The organism is Desulfobacter sp. (genome assembly GCA_028768525.1).
Lineage (GTDB): Bacteria > Desulfobacterota > Desulfobacteria > Desulfobacterales > Desulfobacteraceae > Desulfobacter.
In genome coordinates this window covers 4,805,651-4,830,003 of the sequence record CP054837.1, presented here as the reverse complement: position 1 = coordinate 4,830,003, position 24,353 = coordinate 4,805,651, and the positions used below count along the sequence as shown (strand labels likewise).

Genomic DNA, 24,353 nt, shown 5'->3' with positions numbered 1-24,353 from the left:
AGGATTAGAAATCGCCTCACCCCCATCCATTTTTATCTTGTGCGATGCTTAAAAAACCTATAGCTTATGGACTGACATCCCCGATTACTGAAATTGAAAGGATTGATGAACGCTCTGCATCGAGATGCCATGGACGTTTTTCTTGCCAGACAGCCCATTTTCACAAAGTCCAAAAAACTCTTTGGCTATGAATTGTTGTTTAGAACAGGAATCACCAATGCATTCCCCGATGTTGACGGTGATATGGCTACGGCGAACCTGATCTCCAATCTGTTTTTCCCCTTTGAAATCAATCAAATTCTGGGAAACAAAAAGGGATTGATCAATTTCACTAAACAATTAATCCTGGACAATGCGCCGCTGCTTTTGCCCAAGGACCAATTCGTCATTGAAGTACTTGAAGATATCGAACCCGATGAAAATATCATTTCCGCCCTCTCACTGTTTAGAAAAAAAGGGTACAACATAGCCCTTGACGATTTTGTCTATCACCGGAAATTCGACCCCATGATCCAATTGTCCAGAATCATAAAATTCGATCTCAGGGCCACCCCCCTTGACACCCTGGAAGGCATCATTGAAGACCTCCGGTCAAATTACAGCGTCAAACTCCTGGCCGAAAAAGTGGAGACCCACCAGGAATTTAAAGCGGCTAAAGCAATGGGATTCCATTATTTCCAGGGATTTTTCTTCGCCAAACCCGAGGTGCTTTCCACCCGGGGCATATCGGCCAACCATGTCACAAAACTCAGACTGATCAATGAAATCAGCAACCGGGAGTTAAATATAAAAAAAATACGGAGTTTCATCAGAAACGACGCCCCCCTCTCGTTTAAGCTGCTCAAATATGCCAATTCCGCCTTTTTCAACAGAAGAATCCCCATTGACACGGTAAAGGATGCCGTCAACTATATTGGAGAAGATGAACTTAGAAAATTCATCAATGTGGTGGTGGTCTCGGATCTGGGGAATAACAAGCCCAACGAATTGGTCCGGCTCTCCATTATACGGGCCAGGATGTGCGAAAGCTTTAAATCGGTATTTAAATCCAAATTCAGTGTTGAAGAATTATTTACCCTTGGCCTGTTTTCATACATGGATGCCCTCATGGACTGCCCCATGGAGAACGTACTCTCCCACCTCTCATTTTCCGATAAAATGAAGCAGGCCCTCATGGGTCAGGATAAAGAGTTTTCAAGAATGGTGGATATCATCTCCGGATTTGAACGGGGGGAGTGGGATACCCCCATTTACAAGGCCCTGGCCGGCAGCACCATTGAAAAAAAACTACCCGAACTCTATGCCGATGCCATCAGAATGGCCAATGCCTTTTACGGATAACTGCCACACGCAGATCTTCAGGCTTATTTTTTTCCAGCCAAGTATTCAATGTGAATAATTAAACAGGTGTGGTACAAGGCGGGATGCGGATTTTTCTGATCATTCTGTCACAATTTTTTTCCGGTTCTATTTGGTTTGCAGCCAATGCGGCCTTCCAGGGACAGGGATTTCTTCTCTCAGGTGTCCAGGCCGGATTCATCGCCGGCACCCTGTTGTTTGCCGCCTTGAACCTGGCGGACCGCTATTCCCCGGCCAGGCTATTTCTGATATCCTCAATTTTTGGGGGAATTTTCAACAGCCTCCCCCTGCTTCCCGGCCAGGCCTGGGAGATGGTGCTCTTCTCCAGGGTCATGTGCGGCATCTGCCTGGCCGGCATCTATCCCGTGGGAATGAAAATTGCCGCCTCCTGGTACCCGGACACCCTGGGAAGGGCGCTGGGGCTGCTGGTGGGAGCCCTGGTCCTGGCCTCAGGTTTCCCATATCTTATCCGGCTGGTCTCCTGGCAGGGGGATTCAACCCTTATTCTTGGGGCCACCTCATTGCTCTGTGTTTCCGGCGGCATCATCCAGGCCTCCCTGGTCAAGGACGGCCCGGCATTGCCCGGGGCATCGGCCTTTAATTTCCACGCAGTGGCCCAGGCCTTCTCCCATCCAGGATTCAGGTCCGCCTCACTGGGATATTTCGGTCACATGTGGGAACTATACGCCCTGTGGGCATTTATTCCGGACCTCTTTGCCGCCCTGGTACCGGATACTGCCGATATCTGGACCGTGGCCTTCTTCTTTTCAGGTTTTCTGGGCTGCAGCTTGGGCGGCCTGCTTTCGGTACGCATGGGCAGCCGGAGAGTTGCCCGATTCGGGCTGGCCGGATCTGCCGCCTGCTGCATCCTGTCACCTGCGTTGCATTGGATGGACTCAATACCGGCATTGACGATTCTGATGTTCTGGGGCCTGGCCGTCACTGCGGATTCCCCACAGTTTTCCTCCCTCAATGCCAGATTCGCCCCCAGGGCATATGTGGGGTCAGCACTGACCATCGTCAACTGCATCGGTTTTCTCATCACCATTTTCACCATTGAACTTCTAGGCCTGTGGATCAGGACCTGGAACATGGAATATGCGTTTCTGCTCCTGGCCCCCGGCCCCCTGGCCGGCTGGCTGGCCATGCGCAATTTTAAAACCGGCAATTGACAATCAGCTATAATTCCGGCTATATATCCACATTTTTTTTAACACCAACATATGGCAGGCACCACAATGAAATCCCCAGAGGAATTGAAAGACTTTCTGTGCACCCCGCTTGAAATAGGCGAAAAAACAATCCCAAACCGTATGGTGCTGGCCCCCATGGCCGGTCTGGGGCATACAGCATTCCGCCAACTGGTGTCGGAATTCGGCGGTTTCGGCCTGCTCTTCACCGGAATGGCCTCGGCCAAAGCCGTGCCCCATGAAAACCCAAAGGTTTCCCACGTTTTTACCTGGCGGCCCGGGGAGCTGGGCCATACCGTCTGCCAAATATTCGGCGGAGACCCGGAAAGCATGGCCTTGGCCGCCCGCCGCATTGAATCAGAAGGCTTTTTCGGGGTGGATCTCAATTTCGGCTGCTCCGTGGCGGCCATCTGCAAAAAGGGGGCAGGCGCCGCCCTGCTAAAGTCCCCGGACCGGGCTGTGGAAATTGTGGACGCGGTCCGCCGGACAGTCTCCTGCCCTGTCTTTGTCAAATACCGCACTGGCTGGGAAGACAATCCCCGGTTTGCCGTTGCCATGGGCAAGGCCTTTGAAAGCGCCGGAGCGGACTGTCTCACCTTCCATCCCCGGGTGGCCCCGGACCGCAGAAGCCGGGCCCCTAAATGGGAGATCATCGGGCAGGTAAAAGAGGCCGTGGGCATCCCGGTATTGGGTAACGGCAACATCTTCAGGCCGGAAGACGGCATAAAAATGACCGAGGTTTCAGGCTGCGACGGGCTCTCCCTGGGAAGAATGGCCGTAGCCCGGCCATGGATATTCGCCAAGTGGACACAAGGATTTAACCCGGGCGCCTGTATTTACCATGACACGGCCATGCGCATGGCCGATCTTCTATCCCTTTACCACGATGATTTTTTTGCCGTGAAAATGTTTAAAAAATTCGCACCTTATTTTTGCGCCAATTTCAAATTCTCCCAGTCCATTTTAAAACGGCTGATGAAAGCCGACACCATTGAACAGCTGAAGGAAAGCATCCATGATATCTTCCAGCCTCCCCCGGAAACCCTGACAATACCGAATATAAATCTTTTTGTATAAGGTTTTAAAATACAAAATTCGAATAATATAAAATTACATAGAACAATATTCTTGACAACATCTCTCAAACCGTTAATATATCATTTAACACCTAAAAGGAGAGAATGCCATGACACACGAAATGCTGAGTGCAATTGCCCATAAATTCGGCACCCCAACATATGTTTACGACCTGGACGACATTAAAGCCAGGTATCTGGAATTTAAGGACGCCTTCAGCCACCCCGGCCTGAAAATCTGCTATGCCATGAAGGCCAACTACAACAGGGATGTCCTGAATACCCTAAAGAATATGGGGGCCGGAATCGATGCGGTAAGCCCGGGGGACCTTGCCATGGCCCTTTCCTGCGGTTTCAGCCCAAAGGATATCATTTATACAGCCAACAATATTACGGATGAAGAGATGCACCAGGTCGCCGCTTCCGGCGTTCTTATGAATATCGGCTCCCTGTCACGGCTTGAAAAATATGCAGCGGCCTACCCCAATACACGGATCTGCCTCAGGCTCAACCCCGATGTCGTAGACGGGGCCCATGACAAAATAAAAACCGGGGGGGATCTGACCAAATTCGGTATCCTGCTGGAGGATGCCCCCAAGGCCATTGAGATTACAAACGCCGCCGGCCTGCACGTGGTGGGTCTCCATGAACATACCGGTTCAGGACTCCAGAAGCCCGACTCCGTCCTCCGGGCCATGGAACAAATCATGTCCGTTGCCCGACCGGACAACTTCCCCCATCTGGAATTCCTGGATTTCGGCGGAGGATTCAAGGTGGCTTACACCCCTGAGGACCTCCCTGTCGACCTTGTGGGGATGGGCCGCCAGGTCATCGCCCGGTTCGAAAAATTCTGCAAAGATTACGGCCGGAATATAGGCCTCTGGTTTGAACCCGGTAAATTTCTCACGGCCAGGGCCGGCAGCCTCCTAGTGCGGGTCAACACCATAAAACAAAACCGGCACCGGACCATCTGCGGTACGGACTCCGGATTTCCCCAGCTCATCCGCCCCATGTTCTACGATGCCTGGCACCAGGTGGATAACATCTCAAATCCGGCCGGCACCTGCCGGGTATATGACATCTGCGGCAATATCTGCGAGACAGGCGATCTTTTTGCCAAAGACAGGTCCATTCCGGAAATCCGAGAAGGGGATCTGTTGGCCATCAGAAATGCCGGCGCCTATTGCTATGCCATGGGAGGCAATTACAATCTGCGCCCCATGCCCGCCGAAGTCGTCATCGAAAACAATAGATACCGCCTCTCCAGAAAACGCCTCACACCGGCCCAGTTGGTGGCACTGATCACAGGCGAGCATCTGGAGACTAAACCGGAAACACATTCCCATGCCGCATAAAAGCAAAGAGATGACAAAGCAGATTGATTTAAAAGACTTTCAATGCATCCGCTGCCAGGCCTGCTGCCGCCAGCCCGGATACGTAAGGCTCCACCCGGAGGAACCCGATGCAATTGCCAGGGTTTTGGACATGGACGTCCATGAATTCATCGAAAAATATACCCGCCTGACCAGGGACAGGCAGTGCCTCTCCCTGGTCGAGCAGCCCGACGGGGCCTGCATTTTCCTCACAAAGGAAGGCTGCCGCATCCAGGCGGCCAAGCCTGTTCAATGCAAAAACTTCCCCCACAAGTGGAAGTTTGCCGATTTTGAACATATCTGCGGATGGGCCAGGCAGGCTAAAAAACTAAAGGAATCCAGCGAGAGGAATCACATCCCCAAGATTCCCAATCCTTCTTCAAGCTCAAAATAGGGTTTAATATCATAGGTATATCCGGGCACTCCGAAATATACGGACAGGCTTTCCCCGATGGCCAGCAGGGCCTCCGGGAGCCTGTGGTTTTCAATTTCATAATAGGTGAGGGAATGAATACCCATTTCCGTGGAAGATGAAATATAGGGTCCCTTCTTTGTAATATAATCGGGAAGGGCCGGGGCGGTCAGGTAACGCTTGGCAACTTCCCGGGTGCTTTCCGGCGGATAGTGGACATTGGAAACAATAATCATGATAGTTCTCCTTGTTCGTTCATTTGTTGCTCACAAAAAAATCCTCGATGATTTTCTGCGATTTGAGACGGTTGCCGTAATCTGCCGCAGCTTTTTTATCGGTAAATTCCGACACCCGTACCAGATACCAGGTTTTCCCCCCTGCCCCGGTCTTCTTCACTGTGGCCCTTATCCCCTTTTTCTCTAATTGGGCCACGTAGCGGTCGGCATGGGCGGGTTTAAGATAGGCCGCCACCTGTATGGTATAAGGCTTGCGGATTTTAATCTCAATTCGCCGGGTCGGCTCCGGAGCGGACTGAACCATGTGGGAGAGGGTGGTCCAGGCGAAAATGAAAAGCCAGACGCCGATCACCCCAACACCCCCCAGTTTTATCATCTGCTGAACCTGTTTATTCCTGACCAGGCCCAGAATGCCTGCGGACAGGGATTTGATGCCCCTCCCAAAAACTGAGCCGACGGCCGACCCCGTCTCCAGGAGGGATTTCTGCCGCCTCTTCCCGCCTGTGGTCTCCAGGCCTGCTGCCCTGTCTACAGGAATGTGGCCGGCGCCGTTTCTCAAGTCCCCAAGAGTGCGCCCAAGTCCGTTCCCACGGCCCCGGGTGCCGTTTATTTCACCGGCCACGTCATCCCCTCCCACAAGTGCGGCAATGCCGGCGGCAATACGCATATCATCGGGGGTGGCCTCCGCCTTGACCCCAGCCTGAAACTGCCGGTAAAGGCGTTGTGCGGAAAAGTCACTCCGGCCGGCCATCAAAAACTTAGGGATGAGCCGCCGCCGCACCACCGGGTTGGCATAATGGGCATCGGCAAGGGCGGTGAGCACGGACTGAACCGGGCCTTCCCTGCGGTTTTCAAGGTCCGCCCGCCCCAGCCAGAGCAGGGCAAGGGTCTCATCTCCGGGGTGGGCCAGAAGATGCAGGATGGCCGCATGCTCAAACCCGGGGTGACAAATGCCGGCGGTGAGACAAAACCGGGCCGCCGCGGACCTGAGCTGAGGTCCGGTTCGACGTGCGGCCCAGGGTGATATCCAGGCGCTGTCAAAAATGCCCATGGCCCGGAGATACTTTTTCTCCGCACGCCCGGGCATCCCTGCCCGTTCCCAGAGTTCCCCCTCCCGGACCAGAGACCGGATCCGCCGTGCGCCCAGCAGGTCCAATATCAGCCCAAGCACCAGCCCTGTCAGTACAAGTATTACTGCGGTAACACCCAAGGCCGGCACCCCGGGCAGCCAGGCGCTTGCCTTGGGCAGAATCCAGAAACTCAGGGGCAGCCCAGCCAGGCAGACCATCCAGAACCTGAAGCTGATATATCTAAGAATCCGTATCACCGGCCCCCTTCTGGCACTTTACCTGCCCGGGCTTTACAGCCACGGTAATCAGTTTCACCGCCTCTTCCCCGGCATTGTCCGCACCCTCCCCCTCCGGCATTCCCGGACCTGGGCCCGGGGGGCAGCCCGTGGTCACGACCACGGTGTCAAATCTTAAATTCTCGGGTTTTAAGAAATCACGTTCCGGTTCGCCGGCCATGGCCCGGATCATGAAATCCGTCCAGATGGGCGCCGCGCCCCGCCCTCCGGTAATGCCCACGCCCCGTTTGTCCCTGAGGGTCTTTTCCTTATCAAAACCGGTCCAGACGGAGGTGGATAATGAAGGGGTAAACCCGGTGAACCATGCATCTTTATAATCGTTTGAAGTTCCGGTCTTGCCGGCGGCCGGCCGCCGGAATCCCAGCCTGCGGACCGAACGCCCCGACCCGTTATCCACAACCCCCTCCATCATGTCCACCACCTGAAAGGCAAGGTCAGGGTCCAATACCCGCTGGTCTTTTACAATCCGCTCAAACATCACCCGGCCCCGGGCGTCTTCCACCCGCCAGAATAAAAAGGGGGCATGCCATGTCCCCAGCCCGGCAAATGCCGAAAAGGCTGAAGCCATTTCATAGGCCGTCACCCCTGAAGTGCCCAGGGCAACCGAATAGACGTTGTCCAAGGGACTTTTAATACCGCAGGCCCGGGCCGTATCAATGACGGCCCTAGGGCCGGTCCGGGCCACCAATTGGGCGGCAATGGTATTTACAGAAGAAACCAGGGCCTGCTTGAGAACCAGGGGGCCCCTGTACCGTTTTTCAAAATTCCGGGGCCGCCAGTCCGGCGCCCCTGTCACAGGAATGGAGACGGGCCTGTCCGTCACCAGGGTGGCCGGATGCATACCCAGCCTTTCAAAGGCGGTATAATATACAAAGGGTTTAAACCCAGATCCGGCCTGACGTTTCCCGTTCACGGCCCGGTTGAATTCACTGGCATAATAATCCCTGCCCCCCACCATGGCCTTGACGGCGCCCGAGGCCGTATCCACCGCCACCAGTGCTGCCTGGGGCCTTTCAGGCGCATCCGCTTCCAGGCCCATGAGTTTATCCAGCCGGTCCAGACCGTCCCTGACTGCCTCATCGGCCATTGCCTGGAGCTGTGGATCCTGGGTGGCATAAACCTTAATGCCGCCGTGGAACACCACATCTTCACCATAGCGGCCGGAAAGTTCCTGGATCAAGGCATCCAAAAAGTAACTGCCGGTGCGGGCGTCGGTACGCCCCTTATGAAGTTCGGGCTGTTTTTCTTCTGCGCTCCGCGCTTCCTCCGGAGTGATGAACCCTGCTGCAGCCATCCGTCCCAGCACCACTTTTCGCCGGGCAAGCGCCCTGTCATAATAACGGAAGGGGTTGTAGCGGCTGGGGGACTTGGGCAGGCCGGCCAGCAGTGCCGCCTCCCCCAGGTCCAGTTCCCTGGCGGACTTGCCGAAAAATGTCCGGGCAGCCTTTTCAACCCCCTGGGCACCGGCACCGAAATGAATCTGGTTGATATAGGCTTCCAGGATTTCCTCCTTGGTGGCAGAGGCTTCTATCTGCAGGGCAACCAGGAGTTCTTTGAATTTTCGCTGCCAGGTCTTCTCAAATGAGAAAAAAAGATTTTTGGCCAGCTGCTGGGTGATGGTCGACGCCCCCTGGATCTGGCCGGGTTTAAACAGGGTGATATACAGCCCTTTAATAATCCTGAGCTTATTGATGCCGTGGTGCTCAAAAAACCGGTGATCCTCCGTGGCCACAACAGCCTTGATGAAATCAGGCGAGACCCTATTGAGCGAAACGGCGTCCCGGGCGCCCAGGGCCGCCAGCACCTGCCCGTCCGCCCCGTAAACAAGGCTCTGGGGCGTTTCTATGATCCGGCTCAGGGGCGATGGCAGTTTAGGCAGATCATTTGAAATTTGCAGCACCAGAAAACAGCCGGCGACCGCACCGATCCCAATGGTCAGGAGCCCCAGGTAAAAGAAAATCCGAAATGCCGCAATCAGGGCACTGAGAACCTTCACCGGTCTTCCCCTTTCAGGATGAGGTTCAACTGCCATACGGCCCATTCCCTGGCCCTTGCCACCACCACCCGGCGCTGGTCCAGGCGGACAAACTCAAAGCCCAGCCGGATGTAACCGTCCTCAGCCGTATTCCAGATCCCCACCCGGTCCAGGGTCCCGGTACCGGTGAGCAATGCCTCACCCTCGGGAATCAGGTCCGGCACCATCTCCTCGGGCAGACGGAATACGGCTTCAAAAAAACGATCCGCAGGATAGATGGTTCCTGAAAAATCCTCCAGGGTTTCCAGGCGGCCCGGGATTTCCCCTGGCCCGCCGGTTTTCTTGATGTCCAGATTAAGCTGGCGGATCACCCGGTTTTCCGAATCGATAAAATAAATAATGATGCCGCCGGGCCGCCCTTCGCAGAAAATCCGGGAGGTGCGGTCGCCGTTGAGCAGCCAGGCCAGGCGGGCCGGCTCAATGAGCGCCCGTCTCTCCGAGGCCCCCAGGGCAAGGTATAATTGTTTAAACCGCGCTTTGTCCAGGTTGATCCATTTTTCCCCGCCCAGTCCCTCGCCCAGTTCAGCAAATGAACGGGCCGTTCTGAGATGCTGTTCCACATTTTTTTTTTCAAGGATGATGCCTTCAATGGATTGGCGGGCACTGACGGTATGGCGGCCCGATTCCCAAATGGAACCGGTTTCCGGGCGGTTCTGATTGGTGGATAAAAGAAAACGGCCGGCCAGGGTTTCACACCAGTCAAACCTGAACTCGGCCACCACAAGGGCAAGGGTAAGGATCAATAACCCAAGATGCAAAAACGAAAAACTCCGCCGGAACCATTCCGACGGCCCGTGGGCATCATACCAGTTCCCCATATTAAAACAGCCGTATCACCTAAGGGTTAAGCCTTTCCGGCCACCTTCATGGATTCGTTGTACACGGCATATAACCGTTTATGATTCTCCAGTGCGTCATTGAGCATATCCTCAATATAGAGGTCGTCTTCTTCATCAATGTCACGCAACCGGAACACAAAATTGACGCTGCCGTGGAGGGCAGCCATGGCATTCCCGGTTTCAACGCCCTGCTCCACCCGTACCAGGCAGATTCTCCGGCGCAGGGACATATCCATATCATTCATATGGGAAATCATCCTCTGCCCCAGATCAAAGGCGTCGTCCAGAACCACCAGAGGATAAATCTGGTATTCCAGATTATCCAGGGCATTTTCCGGGGTTTTGGGAAAATCAATGGAAAAATCCAATCTCTGAATGCTGGCCGACAGCAGGTCACGGGTTCCCGAAGGCGCCATGCAGACCAGGGCGCGGGCCCGGGAGGATCTGCGGAACATTCCCTGCTCCCCGGCAGCGGGCATTGCCTGCCTCGGCGACGCTGCAGGCTTCTGGGGCGGGTCCTCCGGCCGGGAGGCCTTCACCTGGATGGCCCCCTTGCATTTGGGGCATTTAAAGGAAGTATCCCTGTCTTTGGGCACCTTGTCGTCCGGCAGGTTCAATTTGGTACTGCAATGGGGGCATGTAACGTTCATCTGTCTCTCCCTCCGTAACTCCGGTCTATTTCCAGGCTGTCTATTTGCGAGGTGGACTCACCCCTGGCGCTTTTAATACTGTCGAGGCCCCGGCCCACAATATCCTTTCTTGACGCATAGGCCGTGGCCGTGGCCTCATCGATCTGGCCCTCCTCATAAAGGGAAATGATAAATTCGTCAAAGGAGATCATTCCCTGGGCCTTGCCAGACGTAATAATATCATGAAAGGTCTTGCCTTCGGACTCCCCGTTGAGGATGGAGTCCTTTACCCTCAGGTTGGAGGCCAAGATTTCAAATGCGGCCACCCGGCCGCCGCCCACCTTGGGCAGCAGGCGCTGGGAAACGATCCAGCGCACGGTGTCGGCCAGCCGGATCCTGACCTGCTTTTCCTCTTCCGTGGAAAACATGCCCAGCACGCGGTTAATGGACTGGCCCGCATCCACAGTATGGAGGGTGGTGAGCACCAGATGCCCGGTTTCGGCAGCGGACAGGCCGATTTCAACGGTTTCCCGATCCCGCATCTCGCCCACGAGAATGACCTTTGGCGCCTGGCGCAGGGCGGCCCTGAGCCCCGAAGAAAAGGCGTCAAAATCCATACCCAGTTCCCGCTGGTTAAATGTGGACCGCTTCTGGGAATGCTGGTATTCGATGGGGTCCTCCAGGGTGATCACATGGACGGACTTGGTTTCATTGATCCGGTCCAGCAATGCGGCCAGGGAGGTGGTCTTACCTGAGCCGGTGGCACCGGTGACAAAGATGATCCCATTTTTCTCTTCGGCCATGGGGACAAAACTTTTAGGCAGGTTCAGCCCCTCAATGGTGGGAATTTCTGTCTCCAGCTTCCTGAGAACAATGGAATACTTGCCCGACCGGGAGAAAATATTCACCCTGAACCTGGCCTTGGTGCCCAGCTGGTATGATAGGTCGCAGCTGCCTTCCCGCAGGAGGGTTTCGGTCAGTTTTCTGTCGTTGTTGATGAGATTCAGGGCAAAAATTTCGGTCTGAAAGGGGGTGAGCAGTTTGAAATCCGGATGGATTTTCACCGGCACCAGTTCCCCGGAGCTTTCCACCTGAAGGGGTTTGCCCGGGGTGAGGTTCAGGTCGGATACATTATCGTGGGAGTCCAGCATCTTGGACAGAATATGGTCGATCTGCTGTTTTTTCACGGCCGCCTCCTGTGAAACATTTATGCCTCGGTGAAATCCGAAGGCGGATTCTTGAGGAAGGGCCTGAACAGGCCCTTGTTATTGGCCTTGGAATAGGCCTCGTCAGGACTGATCATCCGCTTTTTGTACAAATCCATGATGGCATCGTCCAGCAGTTGCATCCCGTAGGTTTTGCCCGTCTGGATCATGGAGGGGATCTGGTGGGTTTTGGATTCCCGGATCAGGTTCCGTACTGCCGGGGTGGCCACCAGGATTTCCAGGGCCGCGCAACGCCCCTTTTTATCGATGCGCTTGAACAATACCTGGGCCACGACCGCCCTGAGGCTGTCCGAGAGGGTGGAGCGGATCTGTGCCTGTTCCGAGGAGGGAAAGACCTCAATGATCCTGTCCACGGTTTTTGGGGCACTGGAGGTATGAAGGGTACCGAAAACCAGGTGGCCGGTGGATGCCGCCTCAATGGCAAGGGAGATGGTTTCAAGATCCCGGAGCTCCCCCACCAGGATGACGTCCGGGTCCTCACGCAGGGCCCCGCGCAGGGCGGCTGAAAAGGTCTGGGTATGTGTGCCCACTTCCCGGTGATTGATGATGCAGTTCTGGCTTTTATGGACAAATTCGATGGGGTCTTCCACCGTGATGATATGGTCTTTCCGGGCCCTATTGGCCTGGTCGATGATGGCGGCCAGGGTGGTGGACTTGCCCGAGCCGGTGGGCCCGGTCACCAGCACCAGCCCCCTGGGCAGGTTGGCCAGTTTGGAAATCACCGGGGGCAGCCCCAGCTGTTCGGCGGTCATGATATTGGAGGGAATTTCACGGAATACGGCAGAGATCCCGTTTTTCTGCATGAAATAATTGGCCCTGTACCGGGCCAGGCCGGGAATCTCATAGCCGAAATCCACATCACCGGTCTCTTCAAACACCTTTATCTTTTCCTGGGAGGTGATTTCATAGAGCATCCCCCGAAGCTTGTCCGAGGTCAGGGTGTCGTATTTGATCCGTTCAATATCACCGTTAAGCCTCAGGGCCGGCTGCTGGCCGGAGGCCAGGTGGAGGTCCGAGGCACCCTGGTCATGCATAAGCTTGAAAAAAGCATCAATTTCAGCCATTGGAACACCTTTTTGGAATTAAATTTGTCGTAAATTATGTGATGAAAACAAATTATTGGAGCAAAAAGGCCGGGCCGGTGGTAAATGCTGCCGGTCAGGCCTTAGGCCTGCCTGATAAACTTCAGGGAGGCGTCGGCTTCATCAGCCGCCTTGTTTTCTTCCTTGGTCATCTCAAGCATCTTGGAATGGGATTCTAACACCGAACTGATCTGCATCTCAAGCTGAATCCGCTGGCGCTTGAGTTCCGTTATATCACTGTGGAGCTGGGATAGGCGCTTATGGGCCCGGTTCAAAATTTTCTCTGCCTCCACTTCTGCGTTGGCAATGACCACCTGGGCTGATTTACGGGCGTTGTCCTTCATCTGGTCCAGTACCTTCTGGGACTGGATCATGGCATTTTTCATGGAATCTTCCCGTTTCCGATACCCCTGGTTTTCCAGTTCCAGCCGGTGTTTTTCCTGCTTCAGGGCTTCGATGGTTCGGTCCTGGGAGGCAAGCTCCCGGGCCACCTCCTCGAGGAAGGCATCCACTTCCTGTACATCAAACCCCCTGAACCGGGTGGAAAACTCCTTTTGTTTGACAACCAGCGGTGTAACCCCCATAGGAACTCCTTTTCTGGTGTTAATTAACGGACCGTGCCAGCTGGAAAAGGCTGTTCACGACAAAGGTCTGAAGAAAAAGGATGGCAGCAAGCACAATCAGAGGAGACAGGTCCATCCCGCCGAAAACCACGGGAAGCCGTTTTCTGATCTGATAAAAAACGGGCTCGGTGGCCTGGTTGAGGAAACGGACAGCAGGGTGGTAAGGATCCGGCCGGACCCAGGACAAGATGGCCCCAATGATGACAATCCACCAATAAATATTCAGCCCCCATTCCAGGACCACTGCAACAGCTTGTAAGAAATTGGATACAATAAGCATACCGAACGCCTTATTTATTAAGGTTATTTTCCATGTGGGTAATACCGTGAAACACCTGAAAAGTCAAGTTTTTTTACCTGTTAGCCCGGCACATCTAACCCCTTGGGTTGACAAGAGAAAGGGAATACCCTATTAATGGTTTAACCATTATGTCATCTATTTGCCGGATGAACCTGTCCCCTGTCCGGGGGATATGTTACAATGGAAGACGGAACTCTGCGGATGGTTGCCAGTCCGCAGCATGATCAAACCAAAAATACAGATGCAGCATGCTTTTTAAGGAGCGCAAAAAATGGGTCAATTCAGTCTTAAGGAGATCAAGGCCGTCTCCTATAAACGGGCCGAGGTAAAACAGGGATACACAGACCAGTCTCTTCGTATCAATCTTTCCGACACCCAGGTGGACATCACCCCCATCGACGAAAAAATCAAGGAAAAATTCATCGGCGGCAAGGGGTATGATCTCTGGTTGATGTGGAATGCGGTTTCCGGGAACACCAAGTGGAACGATCCGGAAAATACCGTATGCATTGCCTCCGGCCCGCTGGGCGGCACCCCGGGCTATCCCGGCGGCGGCAAAAGCATCGTCACCTCAATTTCCCCCCTTACCGGCGCCCCCATCGACTCCAACGTGGGTGGGTATTTCGGCCCTTATAAAAAATTCTCCGGATTTGATGTCCTCCAGATCGACGGCAAGGCCCAAACGGACACCGTTGTCCTCATCGACGGCATTGAGAACAAAATCAAGTTCTTCCAGGCCCAGGACCTGCCCGAAGACTCCTATGAAATGTCAAAGGTGCTGACCCATTACTTTGATGAAAAAAAACCGGTAAACGTCTCAGTTGTAACGGCAGGCCCGGGGGCTGAAAATACCTATTTCGGCTGCCTGAACTTTTCCTGGTGGGATGCAGGCCGTAAAATGGTCCGTTACAAACAGGCCGGCCGGGGCGGCATCGGTACCGTATTCGCTGACAAAAAAATCAAGGCCATTGTGGGCCGCTACGGCGCAATTTCAATGAAAGCCAACGCACCGGCGGATATGGAAGGCCTCAAAAAAGTCACCAAGGCCCATGCCAAGGAGATCAGCACCCTGGATCCCAAGCAGAACCGCATGGCCCTGGTGGGCACCACCCATCTGGTCCCCATCATGAATGACCATGACTGCCTGCCGGTGAACAACTTTAAATTCGGATCCCATCCGGAAAGCAAAGTCATCGGTGAGGAGGTCTACGAACATATTTTCGACAAGGGTTTTGACGGCTGCTGGAGAGGCTGCGCCGTGGCCTGCGCCCACGGGGTAAAGGACTTCTCCCCCTTCACCGGCCCCTACCGGGGGGCCAAGGTTTTTGTTGACGGCCCGGAATATGAAACCGTTGCCGGCTGCGGCTCCAACCTGGGTATTTTTGACGCCCAGACCATTCTTGAAATCAACTTTTACTGCGACGCCTACGGCCTGGACACCATCTCCGTGGGCACCTCCATCGGCTTTGTCATGGAGTGCTTTGAAAACGGGCTGATCACCACAGAACACACCGGCGGCATGGACCTGAGCTTCGGCAACCGGTTCAACGCCCTGGAACTGATCCACCAGATGGCCAGGGGCGAAGGATTCGGCGCCATCGTGGGCAAGGGCATCCGGCAGATGAAGAAAATCTTTGCCCGGGATTTCGGCTCAGACCCCAAATTCATGCAGGACATCGGCATGGAATCCAAGGGACTGGAATTCTCCGAATACATCACCAAGGAATCTTTGGCCCAGCAGGGCGGCTACGGTCTGGCCCTCAAAGGCCCCCAGCACGACGAAGCCTGGCTCATTTTCCTGGACATGGTCCACAACTTCATGCCCACCTTTGAAAACAAGGCCGAGGCCCTGCACTGGTTCCCCATGTTCCGCACCTGGTTCGGCCTCTGCGGCCTGTGCAAACTGCCCTGGAACGACATCGTGCCCGAGGATAATAAAAACAACCCCGAACCGGCCAAGGTGGTCAAGCATGTCCAGTGGTATGCCGACTTCTTTGCCTCTGTCACCGGCAGGAAAACCGCCCCTGAGGATCTCATCACCATGAGCGAGGCAGTGTACAACTTCCAGCGGATTTTCAATCTGAAAATGGGATACGGCACCCGGGAACACGACACCGTACCCTACCGTGCCGTAGGTCCTGTGACCAACGAAGAGTATCAGTCCCGGGCCGACAGATACGACGGCCAGCTCCAAGAAAAATACGGAATGGATATCACCGGCATGGATACCACCGCCAAGGTGGCGGCCCTGCGTGCCAAACGGGAAGAACAATACGAGCTGCTCAAGGATGCTGTCTACAAGCGCCGGGGCTGGACCGCCAACGGCATTCCCACGGTGGAAACCGTAAAACGCCTGGGCATTGATTTCCCGGAAGTTCTTGACGTTCTCAAGGCCAACGGCGTGGAATAACCGCACCCATTATTTATAATGATAGAAGTCGACGACATCACCATGGAATGGGAGGAAGGCATGACCGTTGCTTCCCTGCTGTCCAAAATAGAAGACAGCGGATTTGTATCTGTGATCCGGCTTAACGGAACGCTGGTGTCCAGTCCAAAGTTTGACCGAACCCCTGTTCCGGACAATGCCGTCATTAGACTGCTGCCTCTGGTGGCTGGCGGTTAGCCCGGCATCCCATCCGGAATAAATTTTGCTTCACAAACGACTGCCTGTCTGTTAGAAACGGACAGGCAGTTTTATATTATTCACCCTTAATAGATGTTATAAATACTATTGAAACCTATAATTCGATTTTTAAAAAACCTTTTCACAGGCAAGACTCCGGAACCCGCAGAAGACGTACCATCAACCCGGGAAGATACTCCCCCACCAAAAAAACCGGTCTCTGACTCCGGGGAGCCGGCACCCAAGGGGCCGCCCAAAAAAAGAAAGCCGCGCTGGACCTTGGAAAATTTTCAGGTTGACCCCGAGGAAGGCAAAACCAGGTTCCACGATTTGGATCTGCCCCTGGGGCTGATGCATGCCGTTGCAGACCTGGAATTCAGGTTTTGTACCGATATTCAGGCCCAGCTTCTCCCCCACACCCTCAAAGGGCAGGACGCCACGGCCAAGGCACAGACCGGCACAGGAAAAAGCGCCACGTTCATCGTCACCCTGATCAACCGGTTCACCCGCAAATCCATCAAGCGGGAAAAGGGATATCCCAGGGCCCTGATCCTGGCCCCCACCCGGGAGTTGGTCCACCAGATTGAAAAAGACTTCAAGGGCCTGGGCAAATACTCCCATCTCAGGATTGTCTCCGTATTCGGTGGGACGGCCTATAAAAAACAGCAGGCCCAGCTCAGGGAAAAACCCGTGGATGTTATTGCCGCCACGCCGGGGCGTCTCCTGGACTTTATCTCCCAGAAGCTGATCAACCTTTCCCGGGTGGAAATCGTTGTCATTGACGAAGCCGACCGGATGCTGGATATGGGATTCATCCCCGATGTCCGCCGCCTGATCTACCAGACCCCCCACAAGGACAAACGCCAGACCCTGTTCTTCTCAGCCACCCTCACCGACGAGGTACTCCGCCTGGCGGACTCATGGACCCGGGATGCGGTGCGCATTGAAATCGACCCGGAACAGGCAGCCGCCGACACCATTGAACAGATTGTCTATCTGACCACGGAAGACGAAAAATTCAAAAATGTCTGCAACCTGCTCATTTCAGAAAAACTGGAGCGGGTGATCATCTTTGTGAACCGGAAGGATACGGCCCGCTACCTCTCCGAGAGGCTCTCGCGGTACGGCCAAAAGGCCGGGGTGTTGTCCGGCGATGTCTCCCAGGACAAACGGTTCAAGGTGCTGGAACGGTTTAAAAAAGGAAGCCTTAACGTGTTGGTGGCAACCGACGTAGCCGCACGGGGCCTTCACATCGAAAACATCAGCCATGTGATCAACTACGATCTGCCCATAGAACCGGAACATTATATCCACCGCATCGGCCGCACCGGCCGGGCCGGCGCCACCGGCACCTCCATCAGCTTTGCCGATGAAATGAGTTCCTTCCAGATCCCAAAAATTGAAGAGGTACTGGGCCATAAGGTGTCCTGCGAATATCCAACAGAGGCCCTGGAAGCAGATCTGCCCAAACCGGCTCCAAGACCAAAAAAACAGCAGCAGAACAAAAACGGCGGCAGCAGTGGGAGGGGCAGAAGGCGGCCCGGCGGCCCGAACAGACGCAGGCGCCCGCCCCGGGGCAAAGGTCCTGCCAAAAAGGACTGATCCGGTTGACACTGCCGCCGGATCAGTGTAAAAGCAGTTGATTTAACAATTAATATATAAAGCAAGTGTCAAAAAAAACCACTAACCCCTTAAGGAGTCATATATATTATGTTTGGTCTTGGAATGCCGGAGATACTTCTGATCCTGGCCATCGCCCTCATTGTCATCGGGCCCCAGAAGCTGCCGGAGCTGGCCAAAACCCTGGGCCGGGCCATGGGAGAATTCAAGCGGTCGGCCCAGGATTTTAAACGGTCCATTGATATTGAAACCACCATTCAGGACCCGGTTCCGGCCCCGTCCAAGAAGGTCAAAGAGATCATCAAGGATGTAAATTCAGACAAAAAAACAGAGACGGAAGCAAAAGAATCCACAGAAAAAACGCCAGCCCCGGAAACCGGAGACACCCCATCGGCCCCGGCATCCGAAGATAAGGATGCAGATTCCCAGTCCAGCAAAAAAGAGTCAACCAACGATTAAACGATTCAATACGGAAACATCATGAGTGAAGAAATCAGGAGCGAGCAAGAGGAGAAAAGCCCGTTTACGGAACATTTGGGCGAACTGAGGGACCGGCTGGTCCGGTCATTCATTGCCGTAGGCGTCGGATTTGTATGCGCCTATTTTTTCAAAGAGAAATTGTTTGAAATCCTGACCGCCCCCCTGGTACAGGCCATGTCGGAGTCCGGCAATGCCAAGCTTATTTTCACGGGTCTGCCCGAGGCATTTTTCACCTATCTTAAAGTCTCCCTGCTGGCCGGCATCGTTGTGGCCACCCCGATGCTCTTTTACGAGTTCTGGATGTTTGTCTCTCCCGGCCTCTACCGGGATGAAAAAAAATATATAGTTCCCATTGTCATCCTCTCCATTCTCTTCTTTGTGACCGGTTCCTCCTTCGGCTATTTTGTTGTATTCCCTTATGGATTCCAGTTTTTCCTTGGCTTTGCAACCGAGACCATCCATGCCATGCCTTCAATGAAGGAATACCTCTCCTTTGCCTCGAAAATGTTGCTGGCTTTCGGATTTGTTTTCGAACTGCCGCTGGTCCTGACATTTATGGCCCGCATGGGGCTTGTCACGGTGGACTTCCTCAAAAAGAACAGAAAATACGCCCTGCTGCTGTTCTTTGTCGGCGCAGCTCTGATTACCCCGCCCGATGTGGTCACACAGATAATGATGGCGCTTCCCCTGATGGTCCTCTATGAAATCAGTATCATCGGCGCACGCCTCTTCGGTAAAAAACAGGCTGAAAAAGAGGAAATCGCGGACGAAGGAGAATCAGAAGAGGACAATGCCCAGGAAAATCCCACCGGTGACGATCCCACAGGTGGTGATTCAGAATAATGAATCAGCCAGCCGGATTGAAAGCCGTTCATCCGGCATCCCTTGCAGATTCAATCTTTGAGTGCGGTGACGGGTTTGGTATTGACTTTTCCCGGCACCCGGGTGTAAAAAAGCAAGATACAATTTAGGATAATACCGGTGGGGTTCACCGGTAAATTGGCAAATAAATTGTTTATTTTTAAAGGAGCAAAGAGGTTATGAACAAAAGAGTGATCACGCTGCTGTTGGCTGCAGGAATTGCCGTGATTTTCGCTGCCACCGGAATTCAGGCAGGCACCACCGTTGAGGACACCCTCACCATGCAGGACAAGGGCTACAAAAAACACAAAAAAGGCCTGGTGACCTTCAGCCACAAAAAACATGCCGAAGAGTACGGTGCAACTTGCGCTGACTGCCACCATGACAAAGACGGCAAACCCCTTGCCGACCTGAAAATGGGCGACGATGTAAAAAAATGTTCCGAATGTCACAACAAGTTTAAAAAAGACAAAAAGAACAAAAAAGACATCATGGTCCATGAAAACGCCATGCATGGCAACTGCATCGACTGCCACAAGGCTTTCAACAAAAAGGAAAATCCCAAGGACAAAAAGGGCGTGAAAGGCCCTGCCCCTGCATCCTGCGGAAAATGCCATCCTAAGAAAAAGAAATAGTACTGCTGACCTGGCAGTTTATTTTTAAAACGGCGGTGGGCCAACGGGCCCGTCGCCGTTTGTTTTTCCAGCCTCCAATTTTTCCATTCAACCGGTTTAGAATTTGATAGGGATTAAAGATAGCTTCAGGTACCCCGTCTCAGCAAAAGCCAACGCCTCCGATGTGGCAAGTTGAATGCCCTCAGACCTGACATTTACTTCCGCTGGCGCCGAGGCAGTTCCTGGCGCCCAACCCGTAACACAAAATTTAAAACGGTTCGCTGGTTTGTGGGTATAGGGAATGACAACATGCTTTTTCTAACACCCCATATTTTTCATTAATTGATCTGCCCCAAGGCATGTGATGCATACAAAATTTCAATAGAACCGCGTTTATTTATACGGCATCCCTATTTCGTATCGCTTAACCCGCCTGATTAATGACCAATACCCCGATTTTACTGAATTCAATTCAGATAACTCCCGGCATTCATTAGCCACATTCGGTTCATTCCGGCTTTTTTCGCCATTATGCCATAGACCGCCAATTGATTAGTAAGTAATTTTTTAAAGCCGTTTTAGCACCCAAACACCCGGGGGACGCAGGATATAAAATTTAGTTGATCAAAATAATTTAATCATTCATTAAATTTTAATAAACTATATATTTTTCTGCCCAAAAATTCTTTTTTTCCCCTTGACTTTGAAATTTCATTTCCCCAAAATCGATTTTCATGTTTGAAATTATATTCACATGTCTAACTGCAACACCGATGATGGCCGCGCTGGCCTGTCTGGTTCTGCCTGGGAAATCAATGAGATCCTTCCTCGCCACCGGAACAGGTATCGTCCTGATCGCAGGTTCGCTCCTGATGATCGGGAAGGCGCCGGTAAGCAGCACTCCGGCGTTTATGACCAGCGTAAAATTTACAACCCTTATCCAACTCGCAGATTTTGCCCTGCTGGGTCTGATCCTTTTTATCGGGATAAAATCCAAAAACCGTGTCATTTCCGGTTTATCCCTGGCTCAGATTGCCGTGCTCGCCATTTTTGAATTTTTCATTCTCAAGGGCGGCCACGCTCAACCGGCTGGACTTTTCTGCGACAATTTAGCCCTGATCATGGTATTGATCATCTCCATTGCCGGCTCGCTGATCGTCTTTTTCGCCCTGCCCTATATGGAGCACCATGAACACCACCTGAAACTTGAGAAAACCGCACAGCCGAAATTCTTCGCCCTGCTTTTTCTCTTCATCGGCACCATGAACGCATTGGTGCTCGTAAACGATTTAATGCTGTTCTACTTCTGTTTTGAAGTTACCACCCTCTGCTCCTTTCTGCTCATCGGCCATGACAGGACCGGGGAGGCAAAGCAGAATGCCATTACCGCCCTCTGGATCAATTCCCTGGGGGGGGTGGCCCTGCTGTTGGGCATCGTATGGATGTATGCCCAGCTGCACACCCTGGATATACAGGAGGTTATCACAGCCCTTAAGGGATCCGACGCCATGCTCATTCCCCTGGGACTGCTCTGCATTGCCGGATTCACCAAAGCCGCCCAGATGCCCTTCCAGAAATGGCTGCTGGGAGCCATGGTGGCGCCCACGCCGGTGTCCGCCCTGCTCCACTCCTCTACCATGGTCAAGGCCGGGGTTTACCTGGTGATCCGGTTCGCGCCTGCATTCCAGGGCACCGCCTTGAGTACGGCCGTGGCGCTTTGCGGGGCATTCACCTTTCTTTCCGCCGCTGCCCTTGCCATCGGACAGAGCAACGGCAAAAAGGTGCTGGCCTACTCCACCATTTCCAACCTGGGTCTGATCCTGGCCTGTGCCGGTATCAACACCCATGCCGCCATCACCGCGGCCATTCTTCTGGTGATCTTCCATGCCGTGTCCAAGGCCCTGCTCTTTCTGTGCATGGGTTCCATTGAACAGCATATCGGCAGCCGGGACATCGAAGATATGCGGGGACTGTTCGGCGAAATGCCTACTACGGCTGTGATCATCACCCTGGGCATTCTGACCATGATCCTCCCCCCCTTCGGCATGCTCCTGGGGAAATGGATGGCCATCGAGTCTGCCGCAGGCAATCTGTTCATCCTGTTGATGCTCGCCCTGGGCTCTGCCCTGACCGTTGTGTACTGGGCCCGGTGGGCCGGTATTCTCATGGGGTCGGACTTTAAAGGAGAGTCCCACCCTGAGGAAATGGCGCTCATGACCAAGCTTCCCCTGTACTCACTGCTGGGGGCGGCCCTTGCCCTATCCCTCTCATCCCCCTTCATTTATTCAAAAATGATTTTAAGGGGTATTTCAGGAGAAGCTGCGGCATTTTCAACTGCCAACGGTATCCTGGCCAATGCCTCGGGTTCCTTTGCGGTGATTCCTCTGTTCCTCATCGCCATTGCCGTCTTCTGCCTGGCCCTGATGAAATCCAACGGCAGCGCCGGCGCCGGCACTACCGGCCCCTACATGTCCGGAATCAGCGGCAGCCAGGCGGGAACCTATATCGGCCCCATGGATAAAATCACCTCAAGCATGCAGAGCAACTACTACCTGTCTGCCTTTTTTGGAGAACAGCGGCTGTCAAAGGCGGTGAATACCGCTGCCGGCATCCTGATTCTCATCATGATAGGAGCATCCATATAATGACCATATTATACGCTATACTGGGGGTCACCCTGGCCCCCTTTGCAGGGATACTCATCGCCGGTACCGACCGGATTCTCACTGCGAAATTCCAGTCCAGGACCGGCCCCCCCCTGCTTCAGCCCCTTTACGACATTGCCAAGCTGTGGGCCAAGGAGCCCATGGTGGGCCACCGGTTCCAACCCCTGTGTGTTTATATTTACCTGGCTGCCGCCATGGTCTCCGTGGCCCTGTTTTTCGCCCAATCCGACCTGCTGCTGATCTTTTTTGTCCAGGCCGTGGGCGCTGTATTCCTGGTCATGGGGGCTTTCCTTGTTCCCTCGCCCTTCAGCCAGGCCGGCGCCAACCGGGAACTGATCCAGATTTTAACCTATGAGCCGTTGATCATCATCGTACTGGCCGGCATCCATCTTTATACGGGGAGCTTTAAAATCTCCGCCGTCTATGCCATGGACAAGCCGCTGCTGATGAATCTGCCGCTGCTCTTCATCGTATTCGGCTATGCCCTGACCATAAAGCTGAGAAAATCTCCCTTTGATATTTCCGCCTCCCACCACGCCCATCAGGAACTGGTGAGGGGGGTATTCACGGAATATTCGGGCAGAATGCTGGCCCTGATCGAAATCGCCCATCTCTACGAGACCGTTTTGATCCTGGGACTCTGCTCCCTGTTCTGGACCACCAGTATCATGGGCATGGTCGTCCTGCTGGCCCTGACCTATATTGCAGAAATTATCGTCGATAATATTTCCGCCCGAATGTCTTTCAGGTGGATGCTCAAATCCGTCTGGGCCAGTGGACTGGTACTCTCTGCCATCAACCTGATCTGGCTCTATTCAGGAGGAAGAATATAAAAATGGTTAAAGATCTATTAAAAAATAGTGCCGTAAAAAAAATCATAGAAAAATCCCAGGTTAAATCCCCCTGGCTGGTCCATTACGACTGCGGTTCATGCAACGGCTGCGATATCGAAACCCTGGCCTGTTTGACCCCGCTATACGACGTTGAACGGTTCGGGGTCATCAACATCGGCAACCCCAAACACGCAGATGTGCTCATCGTTACGGGCTCGGTAAACAGCCGTAACAAAAAGGTCCTCAAACAGATTTACGACCAGATGCCCGCCCCTAAAATCGTCATCGCCGTGGGGTCCTGCGGACTCACCGGAGGCATTTTCAGGGACGCCTATAATGTGGTGGGCGGTGTGGACAAGATCATCCCGGTGGACGTATATGTCCCGGGCTGTCCTGCCAGACCCGAAGCCATCATCGACGGCGTGGTTGAGGGGCTCAACAAACTCAAAGAAATCCAGCAGGCCGCCGCCCTGGCCAGCTGATAACAAGTGAAAGAATCTATGAAAGCCAACACCATCACCAAAGAATCCCTCACCGGGGAGTTTGAAAAACTTAAATCCACAGGCTGGCGGCTTGTCACCATCACCTGTCTTGAAATCGACCAGGATACCCTGGAAATCATCTATCATTTTGACAAAAACCTGGAACTTGCCAATTACCGCATGCAGGTTGGTAAAAATGAAACCATCCCCAGCCTGTCGCCGGTCTTTTTCAGCGCTTTTCTAGTAGAAAATGAAATTATAGATCTCTACGGTGTTAAATTCGACGGTCTTGTCCTTGATTTCGGCGGCACCCTCTACCTTGACAGGGAAATGGATAATGTCACTGCCACCCCTTTTTGCAAGTTTGGCGTGACGCGGACCGACAAGTGATCGAAGCCCAGGCCTTTAGCCTGAAAAATGAATT

Annotated in this window: 24 protein-coding genes; 15 read left to right on the top strand and 9 right to left on the bottom strand. The window is 53.6% G+C overall.

The features are described 5' to 3' along the window. Nucleotides 1-129: 129 nt before the first annotated feature. The 5 genes from HUN04_21280 (at nucleotide 130) to HUN04_21260 (ending at nucleotide 5,392) form a co-directional block, all read left to right on the top strand. Nucleotides 130-1,341, top strand: coding sequence for an HDOD domain-containing protein (locus HUN04_21280; GenBank protein ID WDP93363.1), 1,212 nt, complete (start codon nucleotides 130-132; stop codon nucleotides 1,339-1,341). 83 nt (nucleotides 1,342-1,424) lie between these two features. Further along, nucleotides 1,425-2,531 (top strand): MFS transporter, encoded by a 1,107-nt coding sequence (locus tag HUN04_21275; protein WDP92111.1) that lies wholly within the window; start codon nucleotides 1,425-1,427, stop codon nucleotides 2,529-2,531. A gap of 51 nt (nucleotides 2,532-2,582) precedes the next feature. Next, nucleotides 2,583-3,626, top strand: a complete 1,044-nt coding sequence (locus tag HUN04_21270; protein WDP92110.1) for a tRNA-dihydrouridine synthase family protein — start codon at nucleotides 2,583-2,585, stop codon at nucleotides 3,624-3,626. A gap of 109 nt (nucleotides 3,627-3,735) precedes the next feature. Further along, nucleotides 3,736-4,980, top strand: a complete 1,245-nt coding sequence (gene lysA, locus HUN04_21265; GenBank protein ID WDP92109.1) for a diaminopimelate decarboxylase — start codon at nucleotides 3,736-3,738, stop codon at nucleotides 4,978-4,980. Nucleotides 4,981-4,990: 10 nt separating this feature from the next. After that, entirely contained in the window at nucleotides 4,991-5,392 is a 402-nt protein-coding gene (locus HUN04_21260) for a YkgJ family cysteine cluster protein (GenBank protein ID WDP93362.1), read from the top strand. Here the strand turns inward: HUN04_21260 and HUN04_21255 are convergent. From HUN04_21255 to HUN04_21215, 9 genes are all read right to left on the bottom strand, one after another. Beyond that, nucleotides 5,350-5,646, bottom strand: a complete 297-nt coding sequence (locus HUN04_21255) for a hypothetical protein (protein WDP92108.1) — start codon at nucleotides 5,644-5,646, stop codon at nucleotides 5,350-5,352. The genes HUN04_21260 and HUN04_21255 overlap by 43 nt on opposite strands. 19 nt (nucleotides 5,647-5,665) lie before the next feature. Further along, nucleotides 5,666-6,973 (bottom strand): SPOR domain-containing protein, encoded by a 1,308-nt coding sequence (locus HUN04_21250; protein WDP92107.1) that lies wholly within the window; start codon nucleotides 6,971-6,973, stop codon nucleotides 5,666-5,668. Beyond that, nucleotides 6,957-9,008, bottom strand: coding sequence for a PBP1A family penicillin-binding protein (locus tag HUN04_21245; GenBank protein ID WDP93361.1), 2,052 nt, complete (start codon nucleotides 9,006-9,008; stop codon nucleotides 6,957-6,959). Before HUN04_21245 ends, HUN04_21250 begins: the two co-directional genes overlap by 17 nt. Further along, nucleotides 9,005-9,865, bottom strand: coding sequence for a hypothetical protein (locus HUN04_21240; protein ID WDP92106.1), 861 nt, complete (start codon nucleotides 9,863-9,865; stop codon nucleotides 9,005-9,007). Before HUN04_21240 ends, HUN04_21245 begins: the two co-directional genes overlap by 4 nt. 26 nt (nucleotides 9,866-9,891) lie before the next feature. Continuing rightward, nucleotides 9,892-10,536: a zinc-ribbon domain-containing protein gene (locus HUN04_21235; GenBank protein ID WDP92105.1), complete on the bottom strand. Its 645-nt coding sequence runs from the start codon at nucleotides 10,534-10,536 to the stop codon at nucleotides 9,892-9,894. Continuing rightward, on the bottom strand, nucleotides 10,533-11,702 hold the full coding sequence (locus HUN04_21230; GenBank protein WDP92104.1) for a PilT/PilU family type 4a pilus ATPase: 1,170 nt from the start codon (nucleotides 11,700-11,702) through the stop codon (nucleotides 10,533-10,535). The genes HUN04_21235 and HUN04_21230 overlap by 4 nt, the downstream gene beginning before the upstream one ends. 20 nt (nucleotides 11,703-11,722) lie before the next feature. Continuing rightward, complete coding sequence (locus tag HUN04_21225; protein ID WDP92103.1) at nucleotides 11,723-12,805, bottom strand: type IV pilus twitching motility protein PilT; 1,083 nt, start codon at nucleotides 12,803-12,805, stop codon at nucleotides 11,723-11,725. Between the two features lie 101 nt (nucleotides 12,806-12,906). Then, on the bottom strand, nucleotides 12,907-13,407 hold the full coding sequence (locus tag HUN04_21220; GenBank protein WDP92102.1) for a DivIVA domain-containing protein: 501 nt from the start codon (nucleotides 13,405-13,407) through the stop codon (nucleotides 12,907-12,909). 19 nt (nucleotides 13,408-13,426) lie between these two features. Next, nucleotides 13,427-13,726 (bottom strand): YggT family protein, encoded by a 300-nt coding sequence (locus tag HUN04_21215; protein WDP92101.1) that lies wholly within the window; start codon nucleotides 13,724-13,726, stop codon nucleotides 13,427-13,429. 292 nt (nucleotides 13,727-14,018) lie between these two features. On the opposite strand from HUN04_21215, the gene HUN04_21210 reads away from it, so the two are divergent. From HUN04_21210 to HUN04_21165, 10 genes are all read left to right on the top strand, one after another. Next, nucleotides 14,019-16,157, top strand: coding sequence for an aldehyde:ferredoxin oxidoreductase (locus tag HUN04_21210; GenBank protein WDP92100.1), 2,139 nt, complete (start codon nucleotides 14,019-14,021; stop codon nucleotides 16,155-16,157). Between the two features lie 18 nt (nucleotides 16,158-16,175). After that, complete coding sequence (locus HUN04_21205) at nucleotides 16,176-16,373, top strand: MoaD/ThiS family protein (protein ID WDP92099.1); 198 nt, start codon at nucleotides 16,176-16,178, stop codon at nucleotides 16,371-16,373. Nucleotides 16,374-16,481: 108 nt separating this feature from the next. Beyond that, nucleotides 16,482-17,975: a DEAD/DEAH box helicase gene (locus tag HUN04_21200; protein ID WDP92098.1), complete on the top strand. Its 1,494-nt coding sequence runs from the start codon at nucleotides 16,482-16,484 to the stop codon at nucleotides 17,973-17,975. Nucleotides 17,976-18,083: 108 nt separating this feature from the next. Continuing rightward, a complete protein-coding gene (locus HUN04_21195) occupies nucleotides 18,084-18,452 on the top strand; it encodes a twin-arginine translocase TatA/TatE family subunit (GenBank protein ID WDP92097.1) in 369 nt (122 codons plus the stop codon). A gap of 21 nt (nucleotides 18,453-18,473) precedes the next feature. Next, on the top strand, nucleotides 18,474-19,316 hold the full coding sequence (gene tatC / locus HUN04_21190) for a twin-arginine translocase subunit TatC (protein WDP92096.1): 843 nt from the start codon (nucleotides 18,474-18,476) through the stop codon (nucleotides 19,314-19,316). 197 nt (nucleotides 19,317-19,513) lie between these two features. After that, a complete protein-coding gene (locus HUN04_21185) occupies nucleotides 19,514-19,969 on the top strand; it encodes a cytochrome c3 family protein (protein WDP92095.1) in 456 nt (151 codons plus the stop codon). Between the two features lie 713 nt (nucleotides 19,970-20,682). Beyond that, nucleotides 20,683-22,593, top strand: a complete 1,911-nt coding sequence (locus tag HUN04_21180) for an NADH-quinone oxidoreductase subunit L (protein ID WDP92094.1) — start codon at nucleotides 20,683-20,685, stop codon at nucleotides 22,591-22,593. Then, on the top strand, nucleotides 22,590-23,447 hold the full coding sequence (locus HUN04_21175; protein WDP93360.1) for an NADH-quinone oxidoreductase subunit H: 858 nt from the start codon (nucleotides 22,590-22,592) through the stop codon (nucleotides 23,445-23,447). The genes HUN04_21180 and HUN04_21175 overlap by 4 nt, the downstream gene beginning before the upstream one ends. 2 nt (nucleotides 23,448-23,449) lie before the next feature. Next, nucleotides 23,450-23,929 carry an NADH-quinone oxidoreductase subunit B family protein gene (locus tag HUN04_21170; GenBank protein WDP92093.1) on the top strand — a complete coding sequence of 160 codons (480 nt, stop codon included), beginning with the start codon at nucleotides 23,450-23,452 and terminating at the stop codon, nucleotides 23,927-23,929. Nucleotides 23,930-23,947: 18 nt separating this feature from the next. Continuing rightward, on the top strand, nucleotides 23,948-24,319 hold the full coding sequence (locus HUN04_21165; protein WDP93359.1) for an NADH-quinone oxidoreductase subunit C: 372 nt from the start codon (nucleotides 23,948-23,950) through the stop codon (nucleotides 24,317-24,319). Nucleotides 24,320-24,353 lie beyond the last annotated feature (34 nt).

What these genes read in the sequence shown, in the direction of transcription:
- HUN04_21165 (WDP93359.1), top strand. Translation starts at nt 23,948, where the DNA reads ATGAAAGCCAACACCATCACCAAAGAATCCCTCACCGGGGAGTTTGAA.
- HUN04_21195 (WDP92097.1), top strand. Translation starts at nt 18,084, where the DNA reads ATGTTTGGTCTTGGAATGCCGGAGATACTTCTGATCCTGGCCATCGCC.
- HUN04_21215 (WDP92101.1), bottom strand. Translation starts at nt 13,726, where the DNA reads ATGCTTATTGTATCCAATTTCTTACAAGCTGTTGCAGTGGTCCTGGAA.
- HUN04_21280 (WDP93363.1), top strand. Translation starts at nt 130, where the DNA reads ATGGACGTTTTTCTTGCCAGACAGCCCATTTTCACAAAGTCCAAAAAA.
- HUN04_21270 (WDP92110.1), top strand. Translation starts at nt 2,583, where the DNA reads ATGGCAGGCACCACAATGAAATCCCCAGAGGAATTGAAAGACTTTCTG.
- HUN04_21210 (WDP92100.1), top strand. Translation starts at nt 14,019, where the DNA reads ATGGGTCAATTCAGTCTTAAGGAGATCAAGGCCGTCTCCTATAAACGG.
- lysA (WDP92109.1), top strand. Translation starts at nt 3,736, where the DNA reads ATGACACACGAAATGCTGAGTGCAATTGCCCATAAATTCGGCACCCCA.
- HUN04_21180 (WDP92094.1), top strand. Translation starts at nt 20,683, where the DNA reads ATGTTTGAAATTATATTCACATGTCTAACTGCAACACCGATGATGGCC.
- HUN04_21235 (WDP92105.1), bottom strand. Translation starts at nt 10,536, where the DNA reads ATGAACGTTACATGCCCCCATTGCAGTACCAAATTGAACCTGCCGGAC.
- HUN04_21185 (WDP92095.1), top strand. Translation starts at nt 19,514, where the DNA reads ATGAACAAAAGAGTGATCACGCTGCTGTTGGCTGCAGGAATTGCCGTG.
- HUN04_21205 (WDP92099.1), top strand. Translation starts at nt 16,176, where the DNA reads ATGATAGAAGTCGACGACATCACCATGGAATGGGAGGAAGGCATGACC.
- HUN04_21225 (WDP92103.1), bottom strand. Translation starts at nt 12,805, where the DNA reads ATGGCTGAAATTGATGCTTTTTTCAAGCTTATGCATGACCAGGGTGCC.
- HUN04_21260 (WDP93362.1), top strand. Translation starts at nt 4,991, where the DNA reads ATGACAAAGCAGATTGATTTAAAAGACTTTCAATGCATCCGCTGCCAG.
- HUN04_21275 (WDP92111.1), top strand. Translation starts at nt 1,425, where the DNA reads ATGCGGATTTTTCTGATCATTCTGTCACAATTTTTTTCCGGTTCTATT.
- tatC (WDP92096.1), top strand. Translation starts at nt 18,474, where the DNA reads ATGAGTGAAGAAATCAGGAGCGAGCAAGAGGAGAAAAGCCCGTTTACG.
- HUN04_21255 (WDP92108.1), bottom strand. Translation starts at nt 5,646, where the DNA reads ATGATTATTGTTTCCAATGTCCACTATCCGCCGGAAAGCACCCGGGAA.
- HUN04_21220 (WDP92102.1), bottom strand. Translation starts at nt 13,407, where the DNA reads ATGGGGGTTACACCGCTGGTTGTCAAACAAAAGGAGTTTTCCACCCGG.
- HUN04_21170 (WDP92093.1), top strand. Translation starts at nt 23,450, where the DNA reads ATGGTTAAAGATCTATTAAAAAATAGTGCCGTAAAAAAAATCATAGAA.
- HUN04_21240 (WDP92106.1), bottom strand. Translation starts at nt 9,865, where the DNA reads ATGGGGAACTGGTATGATGCCCACGGGCCGTCGGAATGGTTCCGGCGG.